22 protein-coding genes are annotated in these 22,161 nt (G+C 74.0%); 10 read left to right on the top strand and 12 right to left on the bottom strand.

Translation table 11 applies throughout. The features are described 5' to 3' along the window. The first annotated feature begins 58 nt into the window (after positions 1-58). The 4 genes from tsaB to ACFY3U_RS19780 are packed head-to-tail and all read left to right on the top strand — an operon-like array spanning position 59 to position 2,529. Positions 59-736: a tRNA (adenosine(37)-N6)-threonylcarbamoyltransferase complex dimerization subunit type 1 TsaB gene (tsaB, locus tag ACFY3U_RS19795; protein WP_387203478.1), complete on the top strand. Its 678-nt coding sequence runs from the start codon at positions 59-61 to the stop codon at positions 734-736. 14 nt (positions 737-750) lie between these two features. Then, a complete protein-coding gene (gene rimI, locus ACFY3U_RS19790; protein ID WP_387203681.1) occupies positions 751-1,218 on the top strand; it encodes a ribosomal protein S18-alanine N-acetyltransferase in 468 nt (155 codons plus the stop codon). Then, positions 1,211-2,257: a tRNA (adenosine(37)-N6)-threonylcarbamoyltransferase complex transferase subunit TsaD gene (gene tsaD, locus ACFY3U_RS19785; RefSeq protein ID WP_387203475.1), complete on the top strand. Its 1,047-nt coding sequence runs from the start codon at positions 1,211-1,213 to the stop codon at positions 2,255-2,257. The genes rimI and tsaD overlap by 8 nt, the downstream gene beginning before the upstream one ends. A gap of 17 nt (positions 2,258-2,274) precedes the next feature. Continuing rightward, complete coding sequence (locus ACFY3U_RS19780; protein WP_387203678.1) at positions 2,275-2,529, top strand: hypothetical protein; 255 nt, start codon at positions 2,275-2,277, stop codon at positions 2,527-2,529. A gap of 89 nt (positions 2,530-2,618) precedes the next feature. On the opposite strand, the gene ACFY3U_RS19775 is transcribed toward ACFY3U_RS19780, so the two are convergent. From ACFY3U_RS19775 to ACFY3U_RS19745, 7 genes are all read right to left on the bottom strand, one after another. Continuing rightward, positions 2,619-3,434 (bottom strand): DUF4142 domain-containing protein, encoded by an 816-nt coding sequence (locus ACFY3U_RS19775; RefSeq protein ID WP_387203472.1) that lies wholly within the window; start codon positions 3,432-3,434, stop codon positions 2,619-2,621. A 96-nt stretch (positions 3,435-3,530) separates the two neighbouring features. Beyond that, the gene (locus tag ACFY3U_RS19770; protein ID WP_387203470.1) at positions 3,531-4,712 is read right to left on the bottom strand and encodes an ROK family protein; all 1,182 of its coding nucleotides are present in this window, start codon (positions 4,710-4,712) and stop codon (positions 3,531-3,533) included. A gap of 16 nt (positions 4,713-4,728) precedes the next feature. Next, positions 4,729-5,988 carry a sugar ABC transporter permease gene (locus ACFY3U_RS19765; RefSeq protein WP_387203467.1) on the bottom strand — a complete coding sequence of 420 codons (1,260 nt, stop codon included), beginning with the start codon at positions 5,986-5,988 and terminating at the stop codon, positions 4,729-4,731. Continuing rightward, positions 5,985-6,809 (bottom strand): ATP-binding cassette domain-containing protein, encoded by an 825-nt coding sequence (locus ACFY3U_RS19760; RefSeq protein WP_387203465.1) that lies wholly within the window; start codon positions 6,807-6,809, stop codon positions 5,985-5,987. The genes ACFY3U_RS19765 and ACFY3U_RS19760 overlap by 4 nt, the downstream gene beginning before the upstream one ends. Positions 6,810-6,886: 77 nt before the next feature. Then, a complete protein-coding gene (locus ACFY3U_RS19755) occupies positions 6,887-7,990 on the bottom strand; it encodes a sugar ABC transporter substrate-binding protein (protein WP_387203675.1) in 1,104 nt (367 codons plus the stop codon). A gap of 180 nt (positions 7,991-8,170) precedes the next feature. Next, positions 8,171-8,650, bottom strand: a complete 480-nt coding sequence (gene ybaK, locus ACFY3U_RS19750; protein WP_387203462.1) for a Cys-tRNA(Pro) deacylase — start codon at positions 8,648-8,650, stop codon at positions 8,171-8,173. 29 nt (positions 8,651-8,679) lie between these two features. Continuing rightward, entirely contained in the window at positions 8,680-9,894 is a 1,215-nt protein-coding gene (locus ACFY3U_RS19745; protein ID WP_387203459.1) for a methyltransferase domain-containing protein, read from the bottom strand. A gap of 250 nt (positions 9,895-10,144) precedes the next feature. Between ACFY3U_RS19745 and groES the strand changes: the two genes are divergently transcribed. The 3 genes from groES (at position 10,145) to ACFY3U_RS19730 (ending at position 13,999) form a co-directional block, all read left to right on the top strand. Next, positions 10,145-10,459: a co-chaperone GroES gene (groES, locus tag ACFY3U_RS19740; RefSeq protein ID WP_084261531.1), complete on the top strand. Its 315-nt coding sequence runs from the start codon at positions 10,145-10,147 to the stop codon at positions 10,457-10,459. A 70-nt stretch (positions 10,460-10,529) separates the two neighbouring features. Beyond that, complete coding sequence (gene groL / locus ACFY3U_RS19735) at positions 10,530-12,176, top strand: chaperonin GroEL (protein WP_387203455.1); 1,647 nt, start codon at positions 10,530-10,532, stop codon at positions 12,174-12,176. A gap of 125 nt (positions 12,177-12,301) precedes the next feature. Next, the gene (locus ACFY3U_RS19730; protein ID WP_387203452.1) at positions 12,302-13,999 is read left to right on the top strand and encodes a molybdopterin-dependent oxidoreductase; all 1,698 of its coding nucleotides are present in this window, start codon (positions 12,302-12,304) and stop codon (positions 13,997-13,999) included. Here the strand turns inward: ACFY3U_RS19730 and ACFY3U_RS19725 are convergent. The 3 genes from ACFY3U_RS19725 to ACFY3U_RS19715 form a co-directional block, all read right to left on the bottom strand. Then, a complete protein-coding gene (locus tag ACFY3U_RS19725; RefSeq protein WP_387203449.1) occupies positions 13,986-14,678 on the bottom strand; it encodes a response regulator in 693 nt (230 codons plus the stop codon). The genes ACFY3U_RS19730 and ACFY3U_RS19725 overlap by 14 nt on opposite strands. After that, positions 14,666-15,958 (bottom strand): sensor domain-containing protein, encoded by a 1,293-nt coding sequence (locus tag ACFY3U_RS19720; RefSeq protein ID WP_387203446.1) that lies wholly within the window; start codon positions 15,956-15,958, stop codon positions 14,666-14,668. The genes ACFY3U_RS19725 and ACFY3U_RS19720 overlap by 13 nt, the downstream gene beginning before the upstream one ends. A 197-nt stretch (positions 15,959-16,155) precedes the next feature. Further along, positions 16,156-16,536: a WhiB family transcriptional regulator gene (locus tag ACFY3U_RS19715; RefSeq protein WP_387203443.1), complete on the bottom strand. Its 381-nt coding sequence runs from the start codon at positions 16,534-16,536 to the stop codon at positions 16,156-16,158. 251 nt (positions 16,537-16,787) lie between these two features. On the opposite strand from ACFY3U_RS19715, the gene ACFY3U_RS19710 reads away from it, so the two are divergent. Further along, positions 16,788-17,600: a LuxR C-terminal-related transcriptional regulator gene (locus ACFY3U_RS19710; protein ID WP_387203440.1), complete on the top strand. Its 813-nt coding sequence runs from the start codon at positions 16,788-16,790 to the stop codon at positions 17,598-17,600. A gap of 67 nt (positions 17,601-17,667) precedes the next feature. Here ACFY3U_RS19710 and ACFY3U_RS19705 read toward each other — a convergent pair whose 3' ends face one another. Further along, positions 17,668-18,075 (bottom strand): DUF5319 domain-containing protein, encoded by a 408-nt coding sequence (locus tag ACFY3U_RS19705; protein WP_387203438.1) that lies wholly within the window; start codon positions 18,073-18,075, stop codon positions 17,668-17,670. Between the two features lie 194 nt (positions 18,076-18,269). On the opposite strand from ACFY3U_RS19705, the gene guaB reads away from it, so the two are divergent. Beyond that, positions 18,270-19,832, top strand: coding sequence for an IMP dehydrogenase (guaB, locus tag ACFY3U_RS19700; RefSeq protein WP_387203435.1), 1,563 nt, complete (start codon positions 18,270-18,272; stop codon positions 19,830-19,832). Between the two features lie 30 nt (positions 19,833-19,862). Next, entirely contained in the window at positions 19,863-20,981 is a 1,119-nt protein-coding gene (locus ACFY3U_RS19695; RefSeq protein WP_387203432.1) for a GuaB3 family IMP dehydrogenase-related protein, read from the top strand. A gap of 63 nt (positions 20,982-21,044) precedes the next feature. On the opposite strand, the gene ACFY3U_RS19690 is transcribed toward ACFY3U_RS19695, so the two are convergent. Continuing rightward, the gene (locus ACFY3U_RS19690; protein WP_387203429.1) at positions 21,045-22,160 is read right to left on the bottom strand and encodes a sugar phosphate isomerase/epimerase family protein; all 1,116 of its coding nucleotides are present in this window, start codon (positions 22,158-22,160) and stop codon (positions 21,045-21,047) included. Position 22,161: the final 1 nt, after the last annotated feature.

Below are 22,161 nucleotides of genomic sequence, written 5' to 3'. Positions count from 1 at the left end.
CAGGCGCCACTCCAGGGGGCCACCATGCGTGACGGGCGGGCGGCTAGGCTGGCATACCGTGCTCGTACTGGTGGTGGACTCCTCGACGCCCGCGGTGACCGCGGCGCTGGCCGAGGTCTCGGCGGACGGTGTCGCGCTGCGGGCCCACCGGTGCACGGTCGACGCCCGGGCCCACGGCGAGCTGCTCGCGCCGCAGGTCGACGCGGTGCTCGCCGACGCCGGCGCCCGGCCGCGGGACCTCGGCGCGATCGTCGCGGGCCTCGGCCCCGGGCCGTTCACCGGGCTGCGGGTCGGCCTGGTCACCGCCGCCACCATGGGGCAGGTGCTCGGGGTCCCCACGTACGGTGTCTGTTCGCTGGACGCGATCGGCCACCCGGCGGCGGCCGGCGCGCCGGTCCTGGCGGCCAGCGACGCCCGCCGGCGGGAGCTCTACTGGGCCGTCTACGACGGCGCCGGGCAGCGGATCGCCGGCCCCGACGTGGCCGCGCCGGCGGTCGTCGCGCAGCGGGCCCGCGAGCTGGCCGTCACCGCCGCGGTCGGCGACGGCGCGCACCGGTACGCCGACGTGCTCGACCTGCCGCTGCGCGCCGAACCCCGCTACCCGGACGCCACCGCGCTGGCCGGCCTGGCCGCCGAGCGGATCCGGGCCGGGGCCCCGGGCGAAACGCTCACCCCGCTCTACCTGCGCCGGCCGGACGCGGTGGCGGCGACCGCCCGCAAGTCGGTCCTGCCGTGACCTCGACGGCAGCGGTGCGGATCGAACGGTTCCGCTGGTGGCACGTCGACGAGGTGCTGCCGATCGAGGCGGATCTCTTCGGCGCCGAGGAGTGGTCGCCGGCGATGTTCTGGAACGAGCTGGCCAACGGCCACCACTACCGGGTCGCGCTGGACGCCGACGGGACGCTGCTCGGCTACGCCGGGCTGGCCGTCGCGCCCGACGAGGCGTGGGTGCAGAACATCGCCGTACGCCGGGACGCCCAGCGGCGCGGGATCGGCCGGGCGCTGCTGGAGGACCTGCTGGCCGAGGCGGCCCGGCGCGGCGCCCACAGCGTGCTGCTGGAGGTGGCGGCGGACAACGCTCCGGCCCAACGGCTCTACGCGGGGTACGGCTTCGAGCCGATCGGCGTCCGCCGCGGCTACTACCAACCGAGCAACACCGACGCGCTGGTCATGCGGCGTGACGCGGAACCGACCGGAAACGGGACGGCCCATGGCTGACGAACCACTGATCCTCGGCATCGAGACCTCCTGCGACGAGACCGGCGTCGGCATCGTGCGCGGGCACACCCTGCTCGCCGACGCGCTCGCCTCCAGCGTCGAGCAGCACGCCCGGTTCGGCGGCGTGGTGCCCGAGGTGGCCAGCCGGGCCCACCTGGAGGCCATCGTGCCCACCATGGAGCGGGCGCTGAAGCAGGCCGGCGTGACCATCGCCGACATCGACGCGATCGCGGTCACCTCCGGTCCCGGCCTGGCCGGCGCGCTGCTGGTCGGGGTGGCCGCCGCCAAGGGGTACGCGCTCGCCGCCGAGAAGCCGGTCTACGGTGTCAACCACCTCGCCGCGCACGTCGCCGTGGACACCCTGGAACACGGCCCGCTGCCCGAGCCGGCGATCGCCATGCTGGTCTCCGGTGGGCACTCCTCGCTGCTGCTCGTCGACGACCTGGCCCGCGGGGTGACCCCGCTCGGCGCCACCATCGACGACGCGGCCGGCGAGGCTTTCGACAAGGTGGCCCGGCTGCTCGGCCTGCCCTTCCCCGGCGGCCCGTACGTCGACCGGGAGGCCCGAGCCGGCGATCCGGCGGCGATCGGCTTCCCACGCGGACTCACCGCCGCGAAGGACCTCGCCGCGCACCGCTACGACTTCTCCTTCTCCGGCCTGAAGACGGCGGTCGCCCGCTGGGTGGAGGCGCGGCAGCGGGCCGGCGAGCCGGTGCCGGTGGCGGACGTGGCGGCCTCGTTCCAGGAGGCGGTCTGCGACGTGCTCACCGCCAAGGCGCTCGACGCGTGCCGGGCCCAAGGGGTGGAGACGCTGGTGATCGGCGGGGGAGTGGCGGCGAACTCGCGACTGCGCGCGATGGCCGAGCAGCGGGCCGAGCGGTACGGCGTCCGGGTCCGGGTGCCGCGGCCGAAGCTCTGCACCGACAACGGCGCGATGGTCGCGGCGCTCGGCGCGCACCTGGTGGCCGCCGGGGTGGCGCCGAGCCGGCTGGACCTGCCCGCCGACTCGGCGATGCCGTTGACCACGGTCAGCGTGTGACGGAGGGGATGACCGACGTGATCGTCCGGATGTGGGAGGCGCGGGCCGAGCCGTACACGCTCGCCGACCTGATCACCTGGGTCTGCGACACCGCGCTGCCGGAGTTCGAGCACGACCCGCTGCACCTGTCCAGCGAGGTGTTCTCCTCCACCGACCACCGGGTGGTGGTGATCTCGAAGTGGCGCAGCAGCCCGCGCCCGCTGCCCGAACCGCCCGCCCTGCTGGTCGCCCGCCCCCCGCACGCCTGGGACTTCACCCAGGTCGACCGCTGACCAGCCGATCAGCGGGCCGCCGACCGACGGACCGCTGACCGGCGGCGGCCCGGGAGCGCCACCGCCGCCGGCCAACGGCGTTCGGGCGGTCAGCTGCGCCGCATGATGCGGAACGTGGCGAGACCGCCGGTGCCCAGCGCGAGCAGGAAGACCGCCCAGACCACGGTGGTGCTGACCCCGGCCGACGGGCCGGCGGCGCCGGCCCGTGCCGCGGCGATCAGCGAGTCACTCTGGGCCGGCGGCATCGCGGCGGGCGGCAGCTGCTGCCAACGGACCAGTCCGGTGCTCTCCAGCATCTCCATGTGATCGTTGACGAACTTGTTCGCCTGCTCGGCGAGCTTGCGGACGGTGGCGTCCCGGGTGCTGGCCCGGACCGCGCCGATCACCGGGAAGATCTTTCCGTGCGCCACCCGCAGCCGGGTGACGAAGATCTGGTCGAACTGCGCGCCGGTCGCGTTCTGCATCTCGGTCAGCCACCCCTTCTGCTCGGTGGTGGGATCGGTCGGCAGGGTCGCGCCCAGCTTGTTGGCGGCGTCCACCACCAGCTGGTCGAGGACGCCGTGCTGGCGGGCGATCTCCGCCCCGATCTCCCGTACCCGGGGGGACTGGCCCTTCTGGGCGGCCATCTGGCCGGCCGGCATCTCCCAGAGCCCGGCGAGCCGGACGCCGTTGAGCAGGGTCATGTCGGCGGCGTTCATCTGCACCCCGGGCGCGACCACGGCCCGCGCCCCGGGAACGGCCACGGCGGGGGCGACCACGGCCCGCGCGGCGGGAGCGGCGGCGGCCTGTGACCCGGGGGCGGCCAGCGCCACGCCGGGCAGGGCCACGACCCCGGCCAGCAGCGTGCCGAACAGCACCAACACCCGGTGTCCGGGCCGACGACGTGCGGATTTCAGCGGTGCCATGCTGCGGTGCCTCCTCGGTCCGGGCCGTACGCCTGTCGCCGGGCGGCGCACCGGCCGCCCGTGCGTCCGTTGGTACGGATCACCGGGCCGATCGGTTCAGCCGACGTCGAGCGGGTCGGCGAGGAGCCGTTCGAAGGCCAGTTCGGCGGCGCCCACCAGCGCCGCGTCCTCGCCCAGCTTGGGGGTGCGCAGCCGGACGTGCTCCAGGCAGGCGGGCAGCCCCATCGAGTTGAGCCGGCTGCGGACCTGGGCGGCGGCGGCCAGGTAGAGGTCCCGCATGGTGCCGCCGAAGATGACCATCTCCGGGTTGAAGATGTTGACCAGGTTCGCCACCCCGAAGCCCAGCCAGTCGCCGGCCTGGCGGACCGCCCGCTGGGCACGCGCGTCGCCCCGGCCGGCGGCGTCGAACAGGGCCAGCAACGCGTCCCGCCCCCGGGCGTCGGAGCGGCCGGCCGCCCGCAGCAGCGCGTGCTCGCCGATCTCGGTCTCCCAGCAGCCCCGGGACCCGCACTCGCAGGGCGCGCCGTCGCGCACCACCACCATGTGCCCGACCTCGCCGCCGTACCCGCCGTGGCCGGTGAGCCGCCGGCCGCCGGCGATGATGCCGGCGCCCACTCCGACGTCCCCGTACAGGTAGATGACGTTGTCGCAGCCGGCCGCGACGCCGCGGGCGTGCTCGGCGAAGGCGGCGGTGTCCGCCACGTTCGCCACCGTGACCGCCACGTCGATGCCGAGCTCGGCGGCGAGCGCCGCGCCGATCGGCTCGTCCACCCAACCGCTGGCCGGCCCGAGCCGGACCAGGCCGTCGGCCCGGCGGACCATGCCGCAGACCGCCACCCCGGCGCCCACGCAGAACGACCCCACCGGCACGTGCTGGTGCATCTCCTTGAGCGCGCCGGCCAGCAGCGGCGCGGTCTCCGCCGCGTCCAGGCCGCGCGGCCGTTCCAGGTCCCGGCGGTCGAGCACCGTGCCGCCGAGACCGACCCGCGCGGCCCGCAGCCGGTCCACCTCGATGGAGTACGCGTACGCGTAGACCCGGGCCGACTCCGGCCGGACGACCAGCGACGGCCGGCCGGCCCGGCCGGTCTCCTTCGTGGAGCCCTCGCTGACCAGGCCGACGCCGGTCAGGTCGGCGGTGAGCGCGCCGATGGTGCTGCGGTTGAGCCCGAGGGTGGTGGTCAGCTCGGCGCGCGAGGTGGCCCCGTGCACGTGCACGTGCCGCAGCAGCGCCCCGAGGTTCTGCCGCCGGATCTCCTCCTGGCTCGGTCCCGCCCGCATCGTCCCGGCTCCCTGGTCAGCGCAGGCCGGTGGCGGCGGATCGGCGGCGGGTCAGCGCGTCGACGCCGGCCGCCAGCAGCAGCACCAGCCCGGTGAAGGTGTACTTCAGCCCGGAGCTGAGGTCCAGCAGGCCCATGCCGTTGATGATGACAGCCACCACCGCGCCGCCGAGCACCGCGTGGATCACCCGTCCCTTGCCGCCGAAGAGGCTGGTGCCGCCGATCACGGCGGCGCCCACCGCGTACAGCAGGACGTTGCTGCCGCCGGTGTTCGGGTCGACCGACCGGTCCCGGCTGGCGGCGATGATGCCGCCGATCGCGGCCATCCCGGAGCAGATCACGAACGCGGAGATCTTCATCCGGTCCACGTTGATGCCGGCCCGCCGGGCCGCCTCCGGGTTGCCGCCCACCGCGTACAGGTGCCGGCCGTACGCGGTGCGGTTGAGCACGAAGGTCCAGAACGCCAGCAGCGCGCCGATCAGCGGCACCACGACGGGCATCCCCCGGGTGGAGCTGATCAGCGGGTTGATGCTGCGTTCGGTGTTGAGCACGTGGACGGCGACGCCGAGCAGCAGGGCCAGCCCGAGGATCCGGGCCGCGACCACGGCGACCGGCTCGGTGGTCAGGCCGCGGGCGGCCCGGTTGCGGTGCCGCAGCAGCCGTCCGGCGGCGTACCCGAGCACGGTGAGGCCGGCCAGCAGCCAGCCGAGCGCCGGCGGTACGAAGTTGTTCTCGATCGCGATGATCACCGGATCGCTGATCGAGACGTTGGTGCCCTCCTTCATCAGCAGCAGCACCAGGCCCTGGAAGGCGAGGAACCCGGCCAGGGTGACCAGAAAGGACGGGATGCCCACCTTGGCCACCAGGACGCCGATGGCGAGGCCGATGAGCACGCCGGTGGCGACCGCGGCGAGCACCGCCACGTACCAGGGGTAGCCGAGCACACTGACCACGTTGGCCAGTACGGTCGCGCACACCCCGCTGGCGAAGCCGGCGGAGAGGTCGATCTCGCCGAGCAGCAGGACGAAGACCAGGCCCATCGCGATCACCGTGACCGCGGCGCCCTGGGTGAACAGGTTCGCGAAGTTGGCCGCCGAGAGGAAGACCGGCCGCACCAGCGCGAAGATCAGGCAGAGCACGGTCAGGCCGATCACGGCCGGCAGCGAGCCGAGGTCGCCGCCGCGTACCCGGGCCAGGTAGTCGCGAACGTGGTCCGCGACGGTCGGCGTGGGGTCGAGCCGGGTGGGCCCCTCCTGGCGGGGCAGGGTGGCGGTCATCGGCGGGCTCCCGGGGTCAGCTGGACCGGCTCGTCGCCGTCGTCGGTGAGGTGCCAGGCCGGCTCGGCGTCCAGGCCGAGCGAGCCCGACCGCCCGGTGGTGATCAGCTCGACCACCTGGGAGTGGGTGACGTCGGTGGTGCGCAGCTGGGCGACCATCTGGCCGAGGTAGAGCGCGGCGATCCGGTCGGAGATGGCGAAGACGTCGTTCATGTTGTGTGAGATGAGCACCACCGCGAGGCCGTTGTCGGCGAGCCGGCGGACGATCTCGAGGACCTGGGCGGTCTGCGCCAGGCCGAGCGCCGCGGTCGGCTCGTCCAGGATGACCAGCCGGCTGTTCCAGAGCACCGCCTTGGCGATGGCGACGGTCTGCCGCTGGCCGCCGGAGAGGCTGGAGACGTGCTGCCGCAGCGAGTGCACGTTGCGCACGTTGAGGCCGGCGAGCGTCTCCGCGGCCATCTGCTCCATGGTGGGCTCGTCGAGCACGATGCCGTGCCGCCGCTCCCGCCCGAGGAACATGTTCTGCACGATGTCCAGGTTGTCGCAGAGCGCCAGGTCCTGGTAAACGACGTCGATGCCGAGCGCGGCGGCGTCCCGGGGGCTGGTGACGGTGACCGGCCGGCCCTCGAAGAGGAACTGCCCGGAGTCGGTCGGGTGGATGCCGCTGATGCACTTCACCAGGGTCGACTTGCCGGCCCCGTTGTCGCCCACCAGCGCCGTCACCTCGCCCGGATGCACGGAGAGGCCGACGTCGCGCAGCACCTGGACGGGACCGAAGCTCTTGTCGATCCCGCGGACTTCCAGCAGGGGGGTTCCGGACACGGGAGGCTCCTTCGCGCTTCGGGTCGGTCCCGCCGGGCGGTTGCCGCGGGCGGCGGCGTCGGTCGGTGGGGGTGCGGTCAGCGGATGGCGGCGTCGGCGCAGAGTCTGGCGTACGCCCCGGCGCACACCTTGTCCCGGTCGACGAAGCCGTCGGCGATCACGTCCTTGACGTCGTCGGCGTAGACGACCTTCGGGGTGAGCAGGATGGCCGGCACGTCCCGGCCGTTCTTCGGGTCGCGGACGGTCTGGGCGGTCTCCTTGCGTTCCCCCCGGGCCAGCGCGATGGCGAGACCGGCGGCCGCCCGCGCCTCCTCCTTGATGTCCTTGTAGACGGTCATGCACTGGTCGCCGGCGAGGATGTTGCGCAGCCCCTGCACGTCGGCGTCCTGCCCGGTCACCGGGATCCGGCCGTTGAGCTTGTTCTTCTTGAGCACCGAGATCGCCGCGTTGCCCAGGCCGTCGTTGGCCGCGAGGACGCCGTCTATCCGCCCCTGGGTACGGGTGAGCATCTGCTCGAAGAGCACGCCGGCCTGCGCGTTGTCCCAGTCCGGCACCCACTGCTCGGGGCCCCGGACGAGATCCCCGGCGGCGAACTTCGGGGCGAGCACCGAGTCGTAGCCGTCCTTGAACATGGTGGCGTTGTTGTCCGTCGGTGAGCCGTGCAGGAAGGCCACCACCGGCGCGCCCGTCCGCCGGTCGCCCGGGCGCTCGGCCAGGCACCGGGCCAGGCCCTCGCCCTGCAGCTTGCCCACCGCCTGGTTGTCGAAGCTGACGTAGTACTGGGCGGAGCCGTCCAGGGTGAGCCGGTCGTAGTCGATGGTGGCGACGCCCTGGGACCGCGCCTTCTCCAGCACCGCCTTGCCGGTGCCGCTATCCAGATTGACGATCATCAGAACCGTGGCGCCATTGGTGATCATTTGTTCGGCGATGTTGGAGAACTGCGACTTGTCGCCCTGGGCGTTCTGGATGTCGGATCTGATGCCGGCGGCGTCGAACGCCTCCTTGAGGAATCGACGGTCCGCGCCCTCCCAGCGGGCGGAGGTCTTGCTGTCCGGCAGGATCACGCCGATCTTCGGGCTCCGGCCGCCGGCCTGGCTGCCGCTGGCGGACTGGTCACAACCGGCCGTGCCGCCGGTGGCCAGCAGGCCGACGGCGGTGAGGGCGAGCAGGCCCTTGCGCATCTGCACGGGTCCTTTCTCCGGTGGTGGCGGCCCGTTTGTTGTGAGCGGCAACGTATTGCTCCCGGTCCGACCCGCGCAAGACCGGGGGAGTCGTCAGTTCGGGAAAGGGCAGTAACAATCCCGTAACGCGGACGAGCCGGCGCGGAAATTGTCGATCCCGGTCAGTCTGCTCCCGGGCGGTCAGCGCGCCGCGACCGGGGCGGTGGTGGCGTCGGTCAGCGCCACCAGGTCGGCCGGGGCCAGCTCCAGCTGCAGGCCCCGGCGGCCCGCCGACACGTAGACGGTGTCGTGCTCGAGCGTCGAGGAGTCGAGCACCGTAGGCAGCCGGCGGCGCTGGCCCAGCGGGCTGATCCCGCCGCGCACGTACCCGGTGGCCCGCTCGGCCACCGCCCGGTCGGCCAGCGCGGCCCGCTTGCCACCGACCGCCGCGGCGAGCGCCTTGAGGTCCAGCTCGCCGGTGACCGGGACGACCGCCACGGTCAACCCGCCGTCGACCTCGGTGACCAGCGACTTGAACACCCGCTCCGGCGGCACCCCGAGCGCCGCGGCGACCAGCGCCCCGTAGTTCGGCGCGTCCGGCGACACGTCGTACGGGTGGGTGCGGTGCGCGATCTTCCGCTTCGCCAGCAGTGCCGTCGCCGGGGTGCCCTGTCCCGCCATGCCCGTCACGCTAGCCGGCCGGGTGGGGATCAGCCCGCGACGGGTCGGCACACCAGCACGGTCGGCGCCCCGGCGACCCGGGTGAGCACCAGGCTCGCCGCCGCATCGCCGGCCAGCCGCAGGTCGCGGCGCAGCTTCTCCGGCTCCAGCGCCGAGCCGCGCTTGAGGATCTCCACCCGGCCGGTCCGGCGCTCACGCAGCAGCGCGCGCAGCCGCTTCAGCGAGAACGGCAGCACGTCGGTGATCTCCAGGCAGCGGGCGAACGGGGTGGGCCGGGGCGCGTCCGCGTAGAGGTAGGCGATCGACGGGTCGGCCAGCGTGGCGTCGAGGTCGGTGGCCAGTTCGGCGACCAGGTGGGCGCGCACCACGGCCGAGTCCGGGTCGTAGAGGAACCGCCCGACCGGGCCCACCGCGGCGTCCACCGTTCCGGTGCCGGTGAGCTGGTAGGTGGCGCCTCCGCCGGACGCGTCGGGCCGGGCCCGCTCCCGCAGCAGGGTGGCGCGGCGGGGGACGTCCGCCAGCTCGCCGCACCACAGCGCGGCCTCCACCAGGTCCCCGTCCACGCTCACCCACTCGGCCTCGGCGCCGGCCGGAACCAGCGCGTGGTCGATGCCGGGGGCCACCTTCACCACGGTGTGCGGGACCCGCTCGGCCAGCCCGGTGACGAAGTCCCACGGCGGGGAGTAGGCGTTCGGGTCGAAGATCCGCCGCCCGGTGCCGGCCCGCCGACGCGCGGGATCGCAGAAGACCCCGTCGACCCGGCCCACGTCGAACGCCGTCGCGTCCCCGCACTCGACCGTGAACAGGTCTGCCAGCCCGGCCGCCTCGGCGTTCGCGGCAGCCATCGCGGCGGTCACCGGGTCGGCCTCCACGCCGTACACCCGGATGCCGGCGCGGGCCGCGGCGAGCGCGTCGGCGCCGAGGCCGCAACCCAGGTCGGCCAGCGTGCGTACCCCGGCGGCGCGCAGCCGCGCGGCCCGCCGGTCGGCGACCACCCGCCGGGTGGCCTGCTCCAGCCCGGCCCGGGTGAGGAACATCCCGGCGGCGGCCGGGCCGAACTTGCCGACCGCCCGCCGGCGCAGCTCGGCCTGGGTGAGCGCCGCCGCGGCCAGGTCGGCGGGCAGCCCGGCGGCGCGTAGCCCGGCGGCCGCGGCCAGCGGGTCGCCGCCGGCCACCTCGGCCGCCGCGGCGAGCGCGGCCGACCCCGCGGGGGTACGCAACGCCGCCAGCTGGTCGAGATCCATCCCGACATTCTCGCGGTACGCCCCGACTCGCCGGGCGCCGGGCTGGCACTCTCCTTGACGGAGTGCTAGCCGAGGAATAACCTGCGATTAGCACTCTCACCCTGAGGGTGCCAGCTCCCGGGCCATCCGGCGCGGGCGCGAAACGCCAGGCGGACCGGCACCCGCGACGACGGCCCCGCCCGGTGGCATGTGGCAGATTGACGCTGGTCGGAATCTCGATCGGCAACGAAACCAAGTACCCCAGGAGGGTATGCCCGTGACTACCGCGACCAAGGTTGCGATCAAGCCGCTCGAGGACCGCATCGTGGTCCAGGCGAACGAGGCTGAGACCACCACGGCCTCGGGCATCGTGATCCCCGACACCGCCAAGGAGAAGCCGCAGGAGGGCACCGTCCTCGCTGTCGGCCCGGGCCGGATCGACGACAAGGGCAACCGCGTGCCGCTCGACGTCAAGGTCGGCGACACCGTTCTGTACTCGAAGTACGGCGGCACCGAGATCAAGTACGCCGGCGAGGAGTACCTGGTGCTCTCCGCCCGCGACGTCCTCGCGGTCATCGAGAAGTAAGCAACCGATCAGTGTCGTTGCCCCGGTCCGGCTCGCCGGGCCGGGGCAACGTCGCTTCGAAGGGATACAGATGGCGAAGATCCTGAGCTTCTCGGACGACGCCCGACACCTGCTCGAGCACGGTGTCAACGCCCTCGCGGACACGGTCAAGGTCACCCTCGGCCCGCGCGGGCGCAACGTCGTCCTGGACAAGAAATTCGGTGCGCCCACGATCACCAACGACGGCGTGACCATCGCCAAGGAGATCGAGCTCACCAACCCGTACGAGAACCTCGGCGCGCAACTGGTCAAGGAGGTGGCGACCAAGACCAACGACGTCGCCGGCGACGGGACCACCACCGCGACCGTGCTGGCCCAGGCGATGGTCCGCGAGGGCCTGCGCAACGTGGCCGCCGGGGCGAACCCGTCCGGCCTCAAGCGCGGCATTGACGCGGCGGCCACCAAGGTCTCCGAGGCGCTGCTGGACCGGGCCGTGGACGTGACCGGCAAGGAGTCGATCGCGCACGTCGCGACCATCTCCGCGCAGGACGCCACGATCGGCGAGCTGATCGCCGAGGCGATGGAGAAGGTCGGCCGCGACGGTGTCATCACCGTCGAGGAGGGCTCCGCGCTCACCACCGAGCTGGAGGTGACCGAGGGTCTGCAGTTCGACAAGGGCTTCATCTCGCCGAACTTCGTGACCGACCTGGAGTCGCAGGAGTCGGTCCTGGAGGACCCGTACATCCTCATCACCACGCAGAAGATCTCCGCGATCGAGGAGCTGCTGCCGCTGCTGGAGAAGGTCCTGCAGAACAGCAAGCCGCTGCTGATCGTCGCCGAGGACGTCGACGGCCAGGCGCTGTCGACCCTGGTGGTCAACTCGATCCGCAAGACCCTCAAGGTCTGCGCGGTCAAGGCCCCCGGCTTCGGCGACCGCCGCAAGGCGATGCTGCAGGACATGGCGATCCTGACCGGCGCCGAGCTGGTCGCCCCGGAGCTGGGCTACAAGCTCGACCAGGTCGGCCTGGAGGTGCTCGGCACCGCCCGGCGGGTCGTGGTCGACAAGGAGAACACCACCGTGGTCGACGGCGGCGGCCAGTCCGCCGAGGTCGCCGACCGGGTCGCCCAGATCCGCAAGGAGATCGAGGCCTCGGACTCCGAGTGGGACCGGGAGAAGCTGGCCGAGCGGCTGGCGAAGCTCTCCGGCGGCATCGCGGTCATCAAGGTGGGCGCGGCGACCGAGGTCGAGATGAAGGAGCGCAAGCACCGCATCGAGGACGCGATCGCCGCCACCAAGGCCGCCGTCGAGGAGGGCACGGTGCCCGGTGGTGGCGCCGCGCTGGCGCAGATCCTGCCGGTGCTCGCCGACGACCTGGGCCTGACCGGGGACGAGAAGACCGGTGTGTCGATCGTCCGCAAGGCGCTGGTCGAGCCGCTGCGCTGGATCGCCCAGAACGCCGGCCACGACGGCTACGTGGTGACCCAGAAGGTCGCCGAGCAGGAGTGGGGCAACGGCCTCGACGCCGCCCGCGGCGAGTACGTCGACCTGGTCAAGGCCGGCATCATCGACCCGGTGAAGGTGACCCGTAACGCGGTCACCAACGCCGCCTCGATCGCCGGCCTGTTGCTCACCACGGAGAGCCTCGTGGTGGAGAAGCCGGCCGAGCCGGAGCCGGCCGCCGCCGGTGGCCACGGCCACTCGCACGGCCACGGCCACCAGCACGGCCCGGGCTTCTGACCCGACCGTACGCCCAGCTCGGGGCGCGTCGTCCACGGACGGCGCGCCCCGACGCGTCTGGGCGGCTGATTACGGAACCCTGACGCGGTTGGCGGCCGGTGCGGGTGGTCGACCAGACTGGACCGATGAGCACCCCGCGCAACCTCGCCGCGCTCGCCGGCGTCACCGCCGCCGTCGTGGCGATCGGCGCCGCCGAGCCGGTGGCCGTCCTCACCGGGCCGCGCTCCGCGCCGCTGATCGCGGTGGGTGGGCTGGTCGTCGACCTGGTGCCGGAGCCGGCCAAGCAGTTCGCCATCTCGCTCTTCGGCGTCCATGACAAGACCGCCCTGCTGATCGGCACGGCGGTGCTGCTGGCCGGGTTCGCCGCGCTGCTCGGGATGCTCGCGGCCCGCCGGCTCTGGGTCGGGCTGGCCGGCATCGCCGCGTTCGGCGTCCTGGGGGTGGCCGCCGCGCTGACCCGGGCCGGCGCGAACGCCGCCGACGCGCTCCCGTCGCTGGTCGGGGTGGGGCTGGGCGGGCTGGCGCTCTGGGCGTTCCTCGCCGGCCCGCTCCAGCTCGACCCGTGGCCCTGGACCCCGCCCACCCCGGCGCCCGCCACGCCAGCTGGCCCGCCCGCCGCTGCCGACCAGCCCGCCGCTGCCGCCGACCGGTCCGCTCCCGGCGTCGGCCCGGCCCCGGGTCGTCCCGGCGCCGCCGCGCCGCCCGTCCCGGCGACCACCTCGGCCGGCCCCGGGCGGCCCGGCGGGAACGCCGACCCGGAGTCGCGGCGGCGGTTCCTGCGCGGGGTCGGCACGCTCGCCGGCGCAGCCGCCGTGGTCGGGCTGGCCGGGCACTGGCTGGCCGGCCGGCGCGGCGTCTCCGCGGCCCGGCAGGCGGTCGCGCTGCCCACCCCGTCGGCCGTGGCGCCGTCGCTGCCGGCCGGCGCGGACCTGGCGGTGCCGCAGCTGGCGTCGTACACGACCTCGAACAGCGACTTCTACCGCATCGACACCGCGCTGGTGGTGCCGCAGGTGGACCCGGACAGCTGGCGGCTGCGGATCCACGGGCGGGTGCGCAATCCGATCGAGCTGAGCTTCGCCGACCTGCTGGCCCGCCCGATGGTCGAGCGGTACGTCACCCTGGCCTGCGTCTCCAACGAGGTGGGCGGGGACCTGATCGGCAACGCCCGCTGGCTGGGCGTACCGATCAAGGAGCTGCTCGACGAGGCGCAGCCGGAGGAGGGCGCCGACCAGGTGGTCGGCCGCTCGGTCGACGGCTGGACCTGCGGCACCCCGACCGCGGTGCTGCGTGACGGGCGGGACGCCCTGCTGGCGGTGGGGATGAACGGCGAGCCGCTGCCGGTCGAGCACGGCTTCCCGGTCCGGATGGTGGTGCCCGGCCTCTACGGCTACGTGTCGGCCTGCAAGTGGGTGACCGAGCTGGAGCTGACCAGCTTCGCCGACTTCGACGCGTACTGGGTGCCGCGCGGCTGGTCGGCGCAGGGGCCGATCAAGACCCAGTCCCGGATCGACACGCCCCGCCCGCGCAACAAGCTCGCCGCCGGCCCGGTCACGGTGGCCGGGGTGGCCTGGGCCCAGCACCGGGGGATCAGCCGGGTCGAGGTACGCGTCGACGGCGGCCCCTGGCAGCAGGCGACGCTGGCCCCGGCGGCGTCGGTGGACACCTGGGTGCAGTGGTCGTGGCGGTGGCCGGCGACCCCGGGCGAGCACACCCTCCAGGTGCGGGCGACCGACCGCGCGGGCGACACCCAGACCCCCCAACCGGCACCGGTGGCCCCGGACGGCGCGACCGGCTGGCACACCGTCAAGGTCACCGTCGGGTGAGCGGCTCCGGCCCGGGGTCGGCGGGGCCGGCGCGCAGGTAGGCGAGCACCGCCAGCACCCGTCGGTTGGTGTCGTCGCTGGGCAGCAGGCCGAGCTTGGTGAGGATGTTGCCGACGTGCTTGCCGACCGCCGCCTCGGTGACGTGCAGTCGGCCGGCGATGGCCGCGTTGGACCGGCCCTCGGCGATCAGCACCAGCACCTCCCGCTCGCGGGGGGACAGCGCGGCGAGCGGGTCGCGCGGGCGGTGCAGCAGCCGGCGTACCACCTCGGGGTCGACCACCGTGCCGCCGGCGGCGACCGCGCGGAGGGTGCCGACGAACTCGGCGATCTCGGCGACCCGGTCCTTGAGCAGGTAGCCGAGCCGGCGACCGTCGCCGCTGTCCAGCAGCGCGGCGGCGTACTCGGTCTGCACGTACTGACTGAGCACCACCACCGCCAGGGTGGGCCGCTCGGCGCGCAGCGCGACGGCGGCCCGCAGCCCGTCGTCGCGGTGCCCCGGCGGCATCCGGATGTCCGTCACCACCAGGTCCGGCTCGTGCTCCCGCACGGCGGCCAGCAGTTCGGGCGCGGAACCGACGGCGGCGAGCACCTGGAAGCCGAACCTCGCCAACAGGCCGACCAGACCCTCCCGCAGCAGCACCTGGTCCTCGGCCAGGACCACCCGGGTCACGGCCGGCACGACAGCTCCACCCGGACGAGCGTGGGGCCGCCGGCCGGGCTGGCCAGCAGTAGTCGGCCGTCGGCCGCGGCGACCCGGTCGGCCAGGCCGGTCAGCCCGGTGCCCCGGGCCGGGTCGGCGCCGCCCCGGCCGTCGTCGGACACCTCCACCACCAGCCGGCCGCCGGAATCCCGCAGCCGGATGTCGGCCCGGGTGGCCGCCGCGTGCCGGGCCACGTTGCCCAGGCACTCCGAGACCACGTACCAGGCGGTGGTCTCCACGATGTCCGGCAGCGGCCGGGTGAGCTCGGCGTGCACGGTGACCGGGACGGCGCACTCGGCGGCGAGCTCCCGGACGGCCCCGGCCAGGCCGAGGTCGGTCAGGCTCTGCGGACGGATCCCGGAGACCACCTGCCGGAGCACGCCCATCAGCTCGGTGGCCTGGCCGTGCGCGGCGGCGAGCGGGCGGGCGGCGGGGGAGTCCTCGGGAACGTCCAGCCGGGCCATCCCGAGCTGGAGGGTGAGGCTGGTCAGTCGGGGCTGCACGCCGTCGTGCACGTCGCGCTCGATCCGCCGCCGCTCCGCCTCGTACGCGTTGGCCAGCCGGCTGCGCGACCGGGTGACCTCCCGCAGGGCCGCCGCGTCAGCGGGCCAGCCGAGCAGCCACCGGGCCACCGCGGCCTGGCCGGCGGCGAGCGCGCCCAGGCCGTACCAGAGGACCGGGAGCAGCAGCACGCCCACGATCGCGTACGGGACCGCCTCGGCGGGTCGGTCGACCGTGGTCCAGACCAGCACGATCTCGTTGGCGTCGCTGGCCAGCCAGGGGCCGGCCACCAGCATCAGGTCGAGGGCCACCACCAGCGCGACGATCCAGTAGGCCACCGGCACCACGCCGCCCAGGAAGAACGCGTACCCGGCCTCCCGCCAGGCGGCGGCGCTGCCGTAGCGGGCGGCCAGCCCCGACCACGGCTGGCCGGGCAGCGGCCGGTCGTCGACCAGGCCGAGCCGCCACCGTTCGAGCGCGGCCACCGGCGCGCCGACGATCGGCGCCAGGCCCAGCACCAGCAGGGCGCCGACGACGAGGAACGCCACCAGCGCCGGCGAGACGGGGTTGCTGCGCTGGCGTACCCCGTTCACGGCGGCCACCAGCGGCGCCACGACGGCGAGCGGGCCGACGCCGAGCACCCCGGCGATCGGTACGGAGGTGGCCAGGTAGGCCAGCGCGCGCCAGGGCCAGCCGGAGAGCGGGTAGCCGGGCCGGCGCAGGGCCGCGGCCAGGTGTGCGGGTCGATCCTCGGTCATGCCGCCGACGCTATGCGCCGCCCCGGGTGCCGGCCCAGCCCGCTGGAACCCGTTTCCCGGGTATGCCTGGCCCTACCCGCCACCCGGGCCCGCCGTCCGGTCCTCAGCGCGGGCCGGGGTGCGGGTGCGCGGCACGACGACGCCGCGCCCCGGGCAGGGCGCGGCGTCGGTGACGTCGATGGGGGGTGGGCGCCGGGTCAGGCGACCTTGCGCTGCGCCGGAACCGTCTTGTGCGGGGCGCCGAGGCGGGCCTCGAGCCGGGCGATGTCCACCCGGGTCTGCCGCCGGTCGGCCAGGTCCTCCCAGCCGAGCGCGAGCAGCCGCAGCCGCTCCGACTCGCTGAGGCCGCCCCAGACGCCGTACGGCTCGCGGACGGCGAGGGCGTGCGCGGCGCACTCGGCGCGCACCGGGCAGGCCCCGCAGACGGCCTTGGCGCCGGACTCGCGGCGCAGCCGGGACGAGCCGCGCTCGCCGTCCGGGTGGAAGAACTGGGCGCTGTCGCGGCCCCGGCAGGCGCCGAGCCGCTGCCAGTCCCAGAGGTCGACGATGGGTCCGGGCAGTCTGCGTACGTTCGACATCAGCACCCCTCCTCCCGCGCGGCACCGCGGAGATCTCGTTCTACCGGCGTCCGGCGGCGGTCCGCTGAGGCGCACCGTTTCCGGCCTGGGCCCTCGGTACCCGGGCTTTCGGTCACTCACACGTCTGTGATCGAAAAGCTCGGACAACTCGCGGCATATGCCCCAGATGTCGGAAAAGTTCGGAGGATTGCCCGGAACGGTCTCCCCGGCGCACCCCGCCATGGTCTGCTCTCTGCGGAGAGGAGACCACAGTGCGTAACGTTCTCGTGTGCGTCCGAACACCCATCGCGGCGCAGCAGTTGACCTCCGCGGCGGCCCGGCTGGGGCTGGCCGCGGTCGTGCGGACCGCCGTCTCCGATCCCGAGGCGATGTTGCGCCTGGCTGAGCGCCCGGTCGACGTGGTGCTCGCCGACACCGCCCTGACCCGGCCGGACAGCGCCGGCTTCGTCCGCCGGGTGCTCGCCCGGGCGCCGCAGGCCGCCGTGCTGCTGCTCGGCGCCGAGGAGTCCGAAGCCGCGGCGGCCAGCATCAGCGCCGGCGCCCGCGGTCTGATCCAGGGCGCCGACAACGACCTGACCACGGCGGTGGCCAAGGCCCTGCTGCTGCTCGGCACGCCGGGCCGGACGGCCGCCCGCAGCCGGGTCACCGACCCGGCCCGGGACACCGCGGCCGTCGGCGCGCCGCCCCGACCGACCGGCCGTACCACCGGCCCGGCCCGGCCCGGCGCGCCGGGCGAGGGCCCCGGCGGCGCGCCCTCGGTGGTGCCGGTGCAGCGCGGCGACGACGAGGTCGAGCCGGACGGCGGCGACGAGCCCGCGCCGCCCGCCGGTCAGCGCCCGGCGCCCGCCAGCCGGGGTGGTCGCTCCCCGGTCGGGCTGACCGAGCGCGAGCTGCAGGTGCTGCTCGGCATGGCCGAGGGCAAGAGCAACGCGGAGATCGGCCGGGAGTTGTTCGTCTCGGAGGACACCGTCAAGACGCACGCCCGGCGGCTGTTCCGCAAGCTCGGCGCCCGGGACCGGGCGCACGCGGTGGCCGCCGGCTTCCGGGCCGGCCTGGTGGCCTGAGCGGCGACCGCCGCCCGATGGCCTGAGCGGCGACCGCCGCCCGATGGCCTGAGTGGCGACCGCCCGGTCACTCGTCGGCGGAGTCGTCCCCGGCGGTCTCGGTCAGCGTGTCGTGCACCCCGTCGGCGTAGCCGCGGGCGTAGTCCCAGGTCACGTAGTGGTCCGGATCAGGGTCGTAGGCCGGCTCGTGCACCCGCGGCCGGCCGGAGCTGAGCAGGTGACGCAGGTTGCCGCGGAGCAGGTCCCAGTCGAAGTAGTGCGGCTCGCGGCAGTCCTCGCACTCGATGACCAGCCCGCGCACCCCGATCGGGGCCAGCAGGGCCTGGTAGATCTCCAGGTCGGCCAGGTCCTCCAGCACGTCCTGCCGCTCGACCTCGGTCAGCGGGTCGAGCGGGGCGTCCTCGCCCGGATCGTCCAGCCCCGCGGCCGGATCGGCCGGGTCGCCGTTGAACGGGTCGATGGGCTCGTCGTGCACCCCCTCACCGTAGACCCAACCCCCGGGCCCCGCGTCCCCCGACGACCCCCTGTGGTGCCGCGTACGCCCACGCGGCACCGCCCGGGGCCACCCAGCTCAGTGGGTACGATGGGACGACGCGCCGTCGCCCCGGCCCGCCCGGTGCCCGCGTGCCGCCGCGCTCACGCCCGTTCGAGCAGCTCAGGAGAGCAATCGTGGAGAATTCGCCCCGCACCGATCAGCCGGCCGGCGCCGACCACGGCGAGCTGGGCGGCCACCTGCCGGAGCTGCCCGCCGGCTCGGCCCGGGTGGTGCCGCTCGGGCTGACCTTCGACGACGTGCTGCTGCAGCCGGGCGAGTCGGACGTGGTGCCCAGCCGGGTCAACACCCGCACGAAGCTCACCCGCAACGTCGAGCTGACCATCCCGCTGCTGTCCAGCGCGATGGACACCGTCACCGAGGCGCGGATGGCGATCGCGATGGCCCGGCAGGGTGGCATCGGCGTGCTGCACCGCAACCTGTCGCTGGAGGACCAGGCGCTCCAGGTCGACCTGGTCAAGCGCTCCGAGTCCGGCATGATCACCAACCCGGTGACGGCCAGCCCGAACGACACCCTGCGCGAGGTCGACGAGCTGTGCGGCCGGTACCGCATCTCCGGCGTCCCGGTGGTGGACGCGGACGGCCAGCTGGTCGGCATCGTCACCAACCGCGACATGCGGTTCGTCAGCGAGCCGGACACCCCGGTCCACGAGATCATGACCCGGACGCCGCTGGTAACCGCCCCGGTCGGGGTCAGCAAGGACGACGCGCTGGAGCTGCTGCGCCGGCACAAGGTCGAGAAGCTGCCGATCGTGGATGACTCGGGCCGGCTGCGCGGGCTGATCACCGTGAAGGACTTCACCAAGAGCGAGCAGTACCCGGACGCCAGCAAGGACGACGCCGGCCGGCTGCGGGTGGCCGCCGCCATCGGGGTGGGCGAGGACGCGTACAAGCGGGCCCGCACCCTGGTCGACGCGGGCGTCGACGTGCTGATCGTGGACACCGCGCACGGCCACCAGCGGGCGGTGCTGGACATGGTCCGCCGGCTCAAGAAGGACGTCACGATCGACATCGTGGGCGGCAACGTCGCCACGTACGCCGGCGCCAAGGCGCTGGTCGACGCCGGCGCGGACGGCATCAAGGTGGGCGTCGGCCCGGGTGCCATCTGCACCACCCGGATCGTCGCCGGGGTCGGCGTGCCGCAGATCACCGCGATCATGGAGGCGGCCCGGGCCGCCCGGCCGGCCGGCGTGCCGGTGATCGGCGACGGCGGCATCCAATATTCGGGCGACATCGCCAAGGCGCTGGTGGCCGGCGCCGACACGGTGATGCTGGGCAGCCTGCTGGCCGGCTGCGAGGAGAGCCCCGGCGAGCTGATCTTCATCAACGGCAAGCAGTACAAGGCGTACCGGGGGATGGGCTCGCTCGGCGCGATGCAGTCCCGCGGCCAGGCCAAGTCGTACTCCAAGGACCGCTACTTCCAGCAGGACGTGCTGGCCGAGGACAAGCTGGTCCCGGAGGGCGTGGAGGGCCAGGTGCCCTACCGGGGCCCGCTCGCCGCGGTCGCCCACCAGCTGACCGGCGGGCTGCGCGCCGCGATGGGGTACGTCGGCGCGGAGAGCATCCCCGAGCTGCACCGCCGGGGCCAGCTCATCCGGATCACCGCGGCCGGGCTCAAGGAGAGCCACCCGCACGACATCCAGATGACCGTCGAGGCGCCGAACTACCACTCCCGCTGACCCACCACCCCCAAACCACCTGGAGTCCCCATGCGTGACGTGGTCGAGATCGGGCTGGGCAAGACCGCGCAGCGCGGCTACCACCTGGACGACATCGCCATCGTGCCGAGCCGCCGGACCAGGGACGTCGACGACGTCTCCACCGGCTGGCAGCTCGACGCGTACCAGTTCGGCATCCCGTGCGTCGGGCACCCGTCGGACGCCACCATGAGCCCCGCCTCGGCCGTCCGGCTGGGCGAGCTCGGCGGCCTCGGCGTGCTCAACGTCGAGGGCCTGTGGACCCGGTACGAGAACCCGACCAAGATCCTGGAGGAGCTGGCCGGGCTGGGCGAGGACGCCCGCGCGACCAAGCGCCTGCAGGAGGTCTACGCCGAGCCGATCCGCCCCGACCTGATCGCCGAGCGGGTCCGCGAGCTGCGGGCCGGCGGCGGCACGGTGGCCGTCCGGGTCTCCCCGCAGCACACCCTGGCGCTGGCCCCGGTGATCCTGGACGCCGGGGTGGACATCCTGGTCATCCAGGGCACCATCGTCTCGGCCGAGCACGTCTCGACCACCGACGAGCCGCTGAACCTCAAGGAGTTCATCGCCGACCTCGACCTGCCGGTGGTCGTCGGCGGCTGCACCGACTACAAGACGGCGCTGCACCTGATGCGCACCGGCGCGGCCGGCGTGATCGTCGGCATCGGTGGCGACGACTGGTCGACCACCGAGTCGGTGCTCGGCATCCGGGTGCCGATGGCCACCGCGATCGCCGACGCCGCCGCGGCCCGCCGGGACTACCTGGACGAGACCGGCGGCCGGTACGTCCACCTGATCGCCGACGGCGACATCCAGACCTCCGGCGACATCGCCAAGGCGCTCGGTTGCGGCGCGGACGCGGTGATGCTCGGCGAGCCGCTGTCGCTGTGCGAGGAGGCGCCGGCCGGTGGCGCCTGGTGGCACTCGGCGGCCAGCCACCCGTCGCTGCCGCGCGGCGCGTTCGAGGTGTCCGGCGAGCCGATCGGCTCGATGGAGCAGCTGCTGTTCGGCCCGGCCGACGAGCCGGACGGCCAGCTCAACCTCTTCGGCGGGCTGCGCCGGGCGATGGCCAAGTGCGGCTACCGCGACCTCAAGGAGTTCCAGAAGGTCGGCCTGGTCCTCGACCGCTGACCCGCCCGTACGACGGAGGCCGGCCCCGCACGTCGCGGGTGCCGGCCTCCGTCGTACCGGGTGTTACTTCTTCTCGTAGATGGTCAGCTCGGACATGTTGCGGTAGCTGAGCGCCGCGAAGTCCAGCGACTGGGACTTCTTGTCCGGCCCGCCCGGCGCGGTGTCCATCTCCCAGTTGGCGTGGTGGAAGTTCCGCTCGCCGATGGTCTGGAAGAACTGCTGGAAGTTGAGGTCGCCCTCGCCCAGCGGGGTCATCTGGTAGCCGTTGGGCACCGAGGTGTCCCGGTCGCCGTCCTTGGCGTGGAAGAGCGGGAACCGGGTGGTCCGGTCGGCCACGTTGAGGATCGGGTCGAACAGGTCGGTGACCTCGCGGCCGTACGTGTCGACGTACTTCTGGTGCTTGTAGCGGGCCACGTAGGCCCAGTAGATGTCCAGCTCGAAGAAGACGAAGCGCGGGTCGGTGATGCCGAAGAAGTACTCCAGCCGGCGCACGCCCGAGGAGCGGGTCTGTCGGCCCTGCGCGTCGCGCGGGCCGCGGTCGATCAGGAAGCTGTACGCCGCGTCGTGGTTGTGCGTGTAGAGCCGCATCCCCCGGGCCTTGGCCTGCCGGCCCAGCTCGTTCCAGATGTCGGCGGCGGCGTCCCAGTCCGCCTTGTACGCGCTGCTGGTCGGGTCGGAGCCGGTGCCGATGTTCTTCATGCCCAGCTCCTGGGCGATGTCCAGCTGTTGCTGGAAGGTGTCCGGCTGGATCGAGGTGTGGGTGCCGTTGGCGACCAGCCCGTTGTCGTCGAGGATCTTGCGGATCTCGCGCGGGGTGATCTGCCGGCCGAGGATCTCGGTGCTCTGGTTGTAGCCGGCGAACTCGATCTCCTTGTAGCCGATCTCGGCCAGCCGGGCGAGCACCCGCTCGAAGCCGTACGGCACGCCGCTGTCGTCCGGCGGCGCGGTGATCCGGTCGCGGACGCTGTACAGGATGATGCCGCGGTTCTTCGCCGGGATCAGCGGCTCCACCCGCAGCTTGCTACGGCTCTTGTCCTTCGGGTCGGCGAGCGCGGGGGTGCCGGTGGCGAGCACCGGCAGCCCGGCCGCGCCGAGCGCGGCGGCGGCGCCGGCCGACGCGGCGAGCAGGTTTCGGCGGCTGAGCCGGCCGGGGGCGTCGGGTCGGATGTGGTCTGACATG

The organism is Micromonospora sp. NPDC000089, assembly GCF_042899365.1.
Lineage (GTDB): Bacteria > Actinomycetota > Actinomycetes > Mycobacteriales > Micromonosporaceae > Micromonospora.
The sequence above is the reverse complement of the archived record's forward strand: the minus strand, read 5'-3'. Positions and strand labels throughout refer to the sequence as shown.